The 9,002-nt window shown below is 43.6% G+C and carries 5 protein-coding genes; 2 read left to right on the top strand and 3 right to left on the bottom strand.

Going from position 1 to position 9,002, the window contains the following annotated elements; translation table 11 throughout:
- The first annotated feature begins 352 nt into the window (after nt 1-352).
- Entirely contained in the window at nt 353-4,909 is a 4,557-nt protein-coding gene (locus ACAN55_RS17500) for a collagen-binding domain-containing protein (protein ID WP_379135579.1), read from the top strand.
- Nucleotides 4,910-5,030: 121 nt separating this feature from the next.
- Here ACAN55_RS17500 and ACAN55_RS17505 read toward each other — a convergent pair whose 3' ends face one another.
- Genes ACAN55_RS17505 through ACAN55_RS17515 form a run of 3 tightly spaced genes read right to left on the bottom strand, consistent with a single transcriptional unit; the run spans nt 5,031 to nt 7,911 of the window.
- The gene (locus ACAN55_RS17505) at nt 5,031-6,839 is read right to left on the bottom strand and encodes a hypothetical protein (RefSeq protein WP_379135581.1); all 1,809 of its coding nucleotides are present in this window, start codon (nt 6,837-6,839) and stop codon (nt 5,031-5,033) included.
- A gap of 15 nt (nt 6,840-6,854) precedes the next feature.
- Nucleotides 6,855-7,379, bottom strand: coding sequence for a prepilin-type N-terminal cleavage/methylation domain-containing protein (locus ACAN55_RS17510; RefSeq protein ID WP_379135584.1), 525 nt, complete (start codon nt 7,377-7,379; stop codon nt 6,855-6,857).
- On the bottom strand, nt 7,363-7,911 hold the full coding sequence (locus ACAN55_RS17515) for a type IV pilus modification PilV family protein (protein WP_379135587.1): 549 nt from the start codon (nt 7,909-7,911) through the stop codon (nt 7,363-7,365). Before ACAN55_RS17515 ends, ACAN55_RS17510 begins: the two co-directional genes overlap by 17 nt.
- A gap of 186 nt (nt 7,912-8,097) precedes the next feature.
- Here ACAN55_RS17515 and ACAN55_RS17520 point away from each other — a divergent pair, with 186 nt between their 5' ends.
- The gene (locus ACAN55_RS17520) at nt 8,098-8,895 is read left to right on the top strand and encodes an alpha/beta hydrolase (protein ID WP_379135590.1); all 798 of its coding nucleotides are present in this window, start codon (nt 8,098-8,100) and stop codon (nt 8,893-8,895) included.
- Nucleotides 8,896-9,002 lie beyond the last annotated feature (107 nt).

Consider the following 9,002-nt stretch of genomic DNA (forward strand, 5'->3'; position numbering starts at 1 on the left):
CCGTATAGGTTATGTATACTTATCGACTTCTTTTATTGAAATATTTAGAAAAAAATGAAAAAATCCTATTCATTTATGATCCAAAATACCCGATATATCCTTTATATTTCATTATTTTTCGCAAAGTGTGGCGAACTTTAAAACTTCCCAGTTCACAGGTCTCGAGACCTGTATTTCTGGGTATTTTTACATATAAAAATATTGCCTATCATTGGCAGATGTCCTAGAATGATATATAGCATAGAATGGATATTTTTACAACGACATGTCATTCTTGTCTATCAAAACGACCCACAATTTATACTTATATGACGAATGTTGCCAATACATAACGATCGGGGAGAGATTTGCAATGAAGCTCGAACGCAATAAGGCACTATATTTTCTATCTGGCCTGATCCTGCTCAGTCTGCTGCTTGTCTTACCGGTGAGGCACTTCCTCTCGAACGTTAACGCCACAGGAGAGAGTTACCAGATTCGCATGCTGGAGATTACACCTTCAGGAAACACTGAGCTTGCCAATTTGAAATCGGGCATGTCCGATGTAACAATTGACACTATGAGTATGAAGCGATTTGTGTCACTTCGTGATACTTTAGATGGAAAATACGATGCCGTATATTTCGGCAAGGGTAGTACCAGTATCAAATATAGCACTGCAAGCGTTACTGACAAGAACCACAATACCACAGCCATCATGAATGATATTACCAATTTGAAGGCTCAAGAAATTATAAATACCTTTATCGACAAGGGCCTCTATGTCTTCTTTCACAAGGATACCTTTACGAATACGTCATATATGCAGACCGACGGTAAGCTGTATAAAACCTTCAATCCGTATCGTGTGAACGCCACAAGCCATAATGTAATTTTTCTTAACGATAACGAATTAAGCACAATGATTACCAGTTTGAAAGCCGGAACCTCTACTTACATGGCGGGACTGAAGCAGCGTCCTCGACTCCAAATCCTGAACAAGGATGGAATTAAAGATTATAGTACGGACCAATCGATTATTTACAAGCCGGGGGACGTACTTGATTTCAACTTTAGGGTTACTAATGTACAAAACTTTGGTGCCAATCCTATTGTTGCGAAACTATATATTAGTGTTGATAAATCTATTCCGATGACCGAATTACAGGTTGTTGCCGTTAAAACACTTAACCAGAACGGAAATGGAGAGATCAATTACACACTCCCTAACACCTATTCCGGGCTACTTTATTGGAAACTGGAGATTACAGACTCTTTAAATACGAGTAAGCTGAAAGATTTCGACAGCGGAACCATTCGCTTCCGCGGCCAAAAGACCATCGTCAATATTTTGCAGGTACTCCCAAATACCGGCGATCAAAGCAGCTTGCTGAAATCCAGCAATATGAATCAGAGCTATCTTAATACTGACGATTACCAGTTAAACATAGAAACGAAGTCTATGACGGATTTCAACAATTATGTGGCTGCAAAATTCGCAGCTAACGGTTCGTATGGCCTAAACGGCGTTTACGATATGCTGATCTTCGGATTCAGGGATGTATATAACGATAACGCGCCAATCAGTGATCGTGCTGCCGCGGCCGTACTAAATTTCGCCAATGTTACGAAGCAGAGTGTTATGTTCACCCATGATACGGTATATAACAATTCCAGCAAGTGGGTCAATTTCTTTAAAGATACTACCGGACAAATCGCACCGGAAACTAATCTTGGACTCGGCGCACCGAATACTTCACAATCAGTAAAGCCTGTCAATGACGGCTTACTTACCCAGTATCCTTTTTATCTGAGCGCACTTAATAGTAGCAATGAACAGTACAGTGTCATCACGCCTCAGGTAGCTACCACCCATAATCAATACTTCACACTGAATTTAGAGGATTCCACAATTGTCCCTTGGTACAACATTTCGGGGAGCTCCCGAGATACCAATGACAGTTGGAATCATTATTACACGTACTCCAAAGGAAATGTGACTTACTCAGGTACAGGTCATATTTTTGGCACATCCAGCGAAACCTTCCCGGATTGGGAACAGAAGTTATTCGTCAATACGATGTACCGGGCGTATATTGGTGCAAACCATTCACCCGAGATCAAGGTTAATACACCGAAACAAAATGAAATCAAACCCTCTTATCAGAAGGAACTGCTTATCGATTATACAGTAGAAGATTCTGATTTAAATGACCATGATTTGTACACAACAGTGCGCTTTAAGTCAGGAGACGTTTATCTTCCAGATACTTCTGTAACAGAAATGGCGGTACTGTCCGGCAAGAATGTCCATCAAACTTTTCCTAACCCCTTGCCTGATGGAGGTCCGCTAAGAATTGAAATTACGGCTCATGATAAACAAGGAGCCTATGCGACCCCTCAAATTATTAACATTACGGTTCTTAAAACGAATGCGAACCTTGAAGTATCTCGTGAGCTGTCTGCTAATGTCAATGCCAAAAGTGAAGTCGGCAAAGATGAAATGTTCACTATCACCTACAATGTTAAGCCAAAAACCGTACCGTTTAATCAAGTCAGCAGTGCGGATCAGCTGGCGGTGAATCAAGTGATTTCTGATATTAAGTTCCATGAGACTCTTCCGGCCAATATTGAGATTGTAGGCAGCTTACCCGCAGGCATCACTTCTACAGGGAGCGTGGCTACGGGATATGTACTAGAAAAATCATTGCCGGATGTAACCTATACGCTGCAAGTAGCAGCAAATGGAGTCAAGACCTTTGAGCCGACTTCAACTGATCCTGTCAAATTCAGTATCAACGTCAAGGCTATTGAGGCAAAGACCTTTAACTTTGATACCGCATATATAGACTTTTTAGATATTCATGCGGCCATATCTACAACTGCTACCGCTACTCCGACGCCAGTGCCAACAGCTGCATTCGACCCTTCCAAAACGACGACAAGATCCCCTCTTGGCATCGCGGGAGATTATAACGCATTTGTATTCGGTACCGCCCGGGTAACCGCTTCGCTAAAAGGTAATCTTGCAGCGGGAGGTACAACCACAACAAGTGGAGTGGATATTAATCAATCAAATGGCCGAAACGTGCCATACGCAATTGTCACAGGTGGTGACCTCAATTTCACCAACGGTAGCGTCTATGGTAACATCCTTCACCAGGGAACTTACAACAAAGTCTATTCCGGAAATATTGTGAACGGAAGCTACACCCAAGGAACACTAATCGACTTTGAAGCAGCTCGTCTTTATTACGAGGATTACTCAGATCTTATTGCAGCTATTCCTGCCAATGGGACCAGCAGGTACGAATACAGCAATTTGTATTTGAATGGAACCCAGGCTACCAACGTATTCCGATTCACGTCCGACACATTCCAATCCGGATGGCCTAATGTAACAGTCCCCAACAACTCATCAATGATTTATAATGTTACGGGGACAACCATTAATTTTAACAAAGCATTTCCACTTCCAGGTGGTACTACTGGGAACAATGTAATATTCAATTTCCCGAATGCTACTACTGTCAATATATCCGGTGCTACGATATACGGTTCGATCCTAGCGCCAAAAGCAGCCGTAAATATTTCCAACGGACAGGTACACGGTAACGTGATTGCAGCCTCTCTGAATGCTTCATCGCTAATTGATATTCTGCCTTATAGCAAAACGTTACCTGTGGCGCTTCCAACTCCTACGCCGACGCCAACACCTACGCCGACGCCAACGCCAACTCCACAGGTGCGTACGCCGATTAACTTTTTATCGATGACAATAACTGCTCTGGACAGAATAACATTCTTAAACATTGAGAAGACAGATCTTTTACTTGGCGATACCCAGAAACTATCAAGGACTGTTACTCCTCCCGACAAAGCAGATAAATGGTTGAGCTGGAGTTCTAACAAACCGGAATTTGTAAGTGTGGACTCTAACGGTGTTGTGACCGCCCATAAAGTAGGATCCGCAGACATAACTGTCGTAGCTACAGACGGAAGCTTTTTAAGTTCAACTGCAAAAGTAACTGTGGTGAATCCTGAACTTGATATTAGCGGGCCGGATAGCACACTTGTAAATAGTCCGATAGAACTTTCTGCCAATTATCATCAAACGAAGGAGACCGGCATTCAATACACCTGGCATGCTGTCTCTGCAGACGGAGCTGTTGCTAGCATGACTAGCGCCGAGGAACCCAATAAGATTATATTCAATCCATCAAAATCGGGTGTATATACCGTGAGTGTGCTGGTTACTACAGATATTAATCAAATGGGAGTACTCGAGAGCAAGATAATTACTGTAAAACTTGAATCTCTCACGATATCAGGTCTAAACAGTGTGTTTCCGGGGGGAACAATCGTACTAAATGTGACTCCTAATCCAGCCAGCGCCAATCAAGAACTCTACAAGTGGTCACTCGTTGATACTGGAAATCTTAACTATGCAGGATTTGTCACCTCTGACAGTGATACAGTATTAAAAGCAAGCATCGAAACTTCCGGGAATACCATTATCCTTAAAGGCATTTCACCTAAGGATTCAATCGGCATTACAGTAAGTGTCGGAGATTCTATCAGCGCAGCCTTTATAAAAAGCCCTGAGTATATCGTAAGTGTCTCACAGCCTGGTCTTGCATTTAAACCTAACCACAGCATCTTACTTCCTGGAGAGAGTTTGTCACTGCAACAATTTTTACTAATGACCAACCCGTCAGGTACAGTGCCATCGAACATTATCAGCAGCTTAACTTGGGAAAGCGACAACACTGCTGCTGCCGTAGTCGATCAGGCAGGTAAGGTGACTGCTAAAGCTAAGGGGATCGCACATATTAAGGCTTTCTATACGGCTGCGAACAACTTGGAAATATCTGCGGTCTACACGCTTTCAGTCAATAATGCTGAAGACGCTACAAACAATCGTTATTAACATCTGAAAGACACTCTTCAGTTCCACAACTGTATTCAACAGTACCTAAATAGGCTGCCCTCAACTTGACGAGGGCAGCCTATTGTATATAACTATAACGAATGATTACAAGCAATTCTGATTAACTTCCCGGTTGCAACAACTCTATCGGGCCTACCTTGATGTTGACTTGATTAATGCGCGGAAGACCAATCTTTTGATCCTCGAATACATTCTTGTTGTAATGGACAATAAAACGCGGATCCGCCGACTCTGTTTGAGGGTCAAAATTAAATTCATCATATCCCTCTTTCAAACCGACCTTCCCGACCACCGCATTGATAATCAAATCTCCTTTGGCGAAAAAACCTCCGTCCAAAGAGAAGATAGAACCTACGCCATACAACTCAGCCGTACTGTCAGTATAGAAAAATGCTCTCAAAACTGTCGCTGTATCCTTGAACTCCTCTACACGGTTAATCAGGATGGAACCCTTGGAAATGAGGACCAGTTCTTTCTGGTCGATGCCTGTTACTGTAGCGTTGACGACCTCCGTCTTTCCGAGCACAAACATTGTTGAATCGAAGGATACGTCACCCTTAATGTACAAATTGCCGGTTACCAGAATATTGCTTTGAACTTTTATCGCTTGCGAAGCGTAGTTGTCCAGTGTTAAATCACCATTAACAATAAACCAATTCGAACTGCTCTGACTTCCAGTCTTATCTGTATCAACTATTCTATCAAAGTCTACTCCGTTCAATTCCAGGCTACCATTAAATATGGTGCTTACTGAAAGTCCACTTAAATCGCTCTTCAGTTGCTGTAGCGCCTCTTCATAAAGTTGCTGCTTCTCCTCATCCGTGGCGTCTTTCTTCGGGTCCGTTGGTGATTTAATCCCATCATAATCTGCAAGCAAGGGCTGCTTTAGTGTAGGCATGCCTACACCTGTTGCCTGAAGCGATGTGATTAGCCTTTTTCCGCGAATCGTAGCACTCTCATTACCGTCTCCTCCGGTCGATCCATAATAAATGTTGGAGTATTCCCCTTTCTTGCCTAATGCATTTGTAGCTTCAGTCACTTTATCCAGAAAGGAATCCTCTACATTGATCTGGACAAAGGTTGACTTTTTCTTAATTACCGCACCTTCACTAATTTCTTTTACCCTTTTATCCAGTGTCACTCCAGTTGGCACTTCGGTGATAAGAGTATAATCTTTCCCATTCTCCGAGTATTCTATATTCTTCATGGATTGAACCTGTGCTTCACCGTCAATCTTCGGGAATTGGCTGGTCTGAGGAAGTTTGGTATTATGCACATAGTTGGCTACCTTACTCAGTTTCAATTTGACTCCCGCGTATATATTGCCGTCTATTTCTGGAGAACCATTTAAATAGACTGTCCCCTCAGAACCCAGAGAATAATTAAGGAAATCAGGAAAAGTTGTAATCACAATCTTTTGCTGAAGTGTCCTCAGGACTCCGTTTATTGTGGCATTAGCTGTAATGGTCACTTTCTGCTCACCATTGATCGGGTCTTCCTCAACAGAAAAATCGGTTATCCCATTAGTGGCACCCTGAAAGTCGGTTGTAGCAACAAACTCATCTTTATTATCATTCAGCGACTCAAGGAATCTGCTAATGTAATCGTCAATCTCATCTTGGGTCATCGTGCTGCTATTTTGGATTTTATTATTTAACTCTGCCGTAATATATGCCAGGGCTTCATCAATCGTTTTCTGGGCAAGATGTAAGCTCTGGACATCACTCTCCCTAGTCTCTGTGAGCCTTGCTCCCCCAACCGCGGCACCTAACACACTAACTCCAAGTATGGTTAACAGCAGAACAATAAACATCACCAGAACGAGAGCAGAGCCTTGCTCGGAAAGGACGTTGATCTTTCTTGAAATAGATCTTTTGGCGTTATCAGCATTACTTTCGTACCTCTGCATACCGGCGACAGCCTCCTAGAATCCGAATCGGCTTTCCATTTCCAAACGGTCTTCTTCGATTCCTTTATATTTAAGATCAAGTTTAATCCGTATTAGTCCTGAGTTACATGTGGTTGTCGCATTACAGGGTCTGCCATCTGTCGTCACAGCTGAGATAACAGAACCTCCAAGCTCGGAGTCCACATCGATAGGAGAAGCAACTTCAGCCCCACCCACTAATTTGGATATCAAAATATGATTTCCTGCAATCCGAATCGTCCGCCGTGTGGACACTCCAGTTTTGATCAATTCAATCCCACCATTTGTATTCTGAACCCGCTCAGCCCCGTAAGTATATAATTCCGTAATAATTGAGGACATGATTAAGTCCGCCTCATATCGTAGGTCATTTTCCACTGTGATTTTATGATAACTGCGGAATCCGAACATGGTAACTCCGGAAATCAGACCAGCGACCAAAGAGAATAGAGTCAAAGCTACAATCATCTCGATTAAAGTGAAGCCCTCTTCCGATTTGATGCCTTTATCGAATCCTTTCATCGGTGATGTATCCCTCCACATTCACAGTATAATTCGGCTGGTTTCCACCATCGACCCGGGTAACAACTGCTTTTATTGGCAGCAGGTATTCATTAATTCTCGACTTATCCACTGTTGAGCTGCCAGAAGACTCAGACGTGCCACTCAACAATGCCGGCTGATAAATTATATTAATGGAGTACCATATGTTGTTTATTTGAAGATTAAGTATATTGGATAGTGCTTCAGTATCTTCAAAGGCATCTGAATAATCACTGGTCCCGCAGCTCCCCGGCCTGCAATCTGCAGCCAAAACATCTTTATTCTTATCATCAAGAAAAACTTTCATTTTATCAAAATCCTGCTTCTCCATATAAAAGAGCGCATTGCGCGCCAGATTGACCATAATCGTCTTATTCTGGTTGGATTTTGAATATGTCATGGCCTGTGTAAAATAGGACGTAAGGACCAGGGATACAATCGACAAAATGACGATAGCTGCCAGAACTTCGATTAAAGTGAATCCCTGCTCCTGGTTTCGGCCCGGTTGCATCGTGCTTCCGCCTCTCTAGTAATCTGCTATTACATATTTGCACACATTCAGGAGACTTTGTCCCCATTCCATTATATTCCGCGGTATGCGGCACCAGCAATCCCATCTGGTAAATAATTAGTAGACTTCTACAATTCATATCGGCATTTGGCTGTGCTATTATTTGGGCGGGAGGAGGATACAATTATGGCTTTGATCGAATGTCGTTTTTATTCAGAAGTACTTCAGTTAAGCACATCGATGACGGTGATTTTGCCGCAGCAGACTACCACGCAGATCGGAATGAGCAATGTGACCAGAAATGGCCTGCATCCCACATTATTTCTTCTGCACGGCTTATCCGATGATGATTCCATCTGGCTGCGCCGCACGTCTATTGAACGGTATGTCGCTGAGATGGGCATTGCGGTGGTGATGCCGCAGGTGCACCGGAGCTTTTACACAGATATGGCCTCTGGAGGCAAGTATTGGACCTTTATTAGCGAAGAGCTGCCGGCGCTGGCACGTTCGTTCTTCCCGCTATCACCGGCACGACAAGATAATTTTGTCGCCGGATTGTCGATGGGAGGTTACGGGGCGATCAAGCTGGGACTGCGCAAGCCGGAGACTTTTGCCGCGGCTGCCAGTCTTTCAGGTGCTTTAGATATGGCGCATCACTATATGAACTGGGAAGATCCGACTGCGAAGACTAAAGAGTATGAGCTGATCTTCGGCACGAAGGATATCAGCGGAACCCCTGACGACCTGCTCTGGCTGCTGGAACAGCATCATGCGTCCAAAGGTCCCAAAACAAAACTGTATCAATGTTGCGGCACAGAAGACTTCCTGTTCGAGGATAATCAGCGTTTTCGTAAGGCTTGCAGCCAAACCTCGTTGTCTTTGACTTATGAGGAAGGTCCGGGGGCACATGAGTGGGGATACTGGGACGCCAAAATCCAGGATGTCCTGAAATGGTTGCCGCTGGATAAACCGGAGCGCGTATAACCAAAAGCTTCGTGTACTCATGATCGAGTAGGAGGGGGCGGCGAGCCCCCGACCTCTCACACCACCGTACGTACCGTTCGGTATACGGCGGTTCATGGAATATTCCG

The organism is Paenibacillus oryziterrae, from assembly GCF_042610485.1.
GTDB lineage: Bacteria > Bacillota > Bacilli > Paenibacillales > Paenibacillaceae > Paenibacillus_AQ.

Bases quoted from the DNA above. Each gene is read 5' to 3' on its own strand.
- ACAN55_RS17520 (WP_379135590.1), top strand. From the start codon at position 8,098: ATGGCTTTGATCGAATGTCGTTTTTATTCAGAAGTACTTCAGTTAAGC.
- ACAN55_RS17500 (WP_379135579.1), top strand. From the start codon at position 353: ATGAAGCTCGAACGCAATAAGGCACTATATTTTCTATCTGGCCTGATC.
- ACAN55_RS17515 (WP_379135587.1), bottom strand. From the start codon at position 7,911: ATGCAACCGGGCCGAAACCAGGAGCAGGGATTCACTTTAATCGAAGTT.
- ACAN55_RS17510 (WP_379135584.1), bottom strand. From the start codon at position 7,379: ATGAAAGGATTCGATAAAGGCATCAAATCGGAAGAGGGCTTCACTTTA.
- ACAN55_RS17505 (WP_379135581.1), bottom strand. From the start codon at position 6,839: ATGCAGAGGTACGAAAGTAATGCTGATAACGCCAAAAGATCTATTTCA.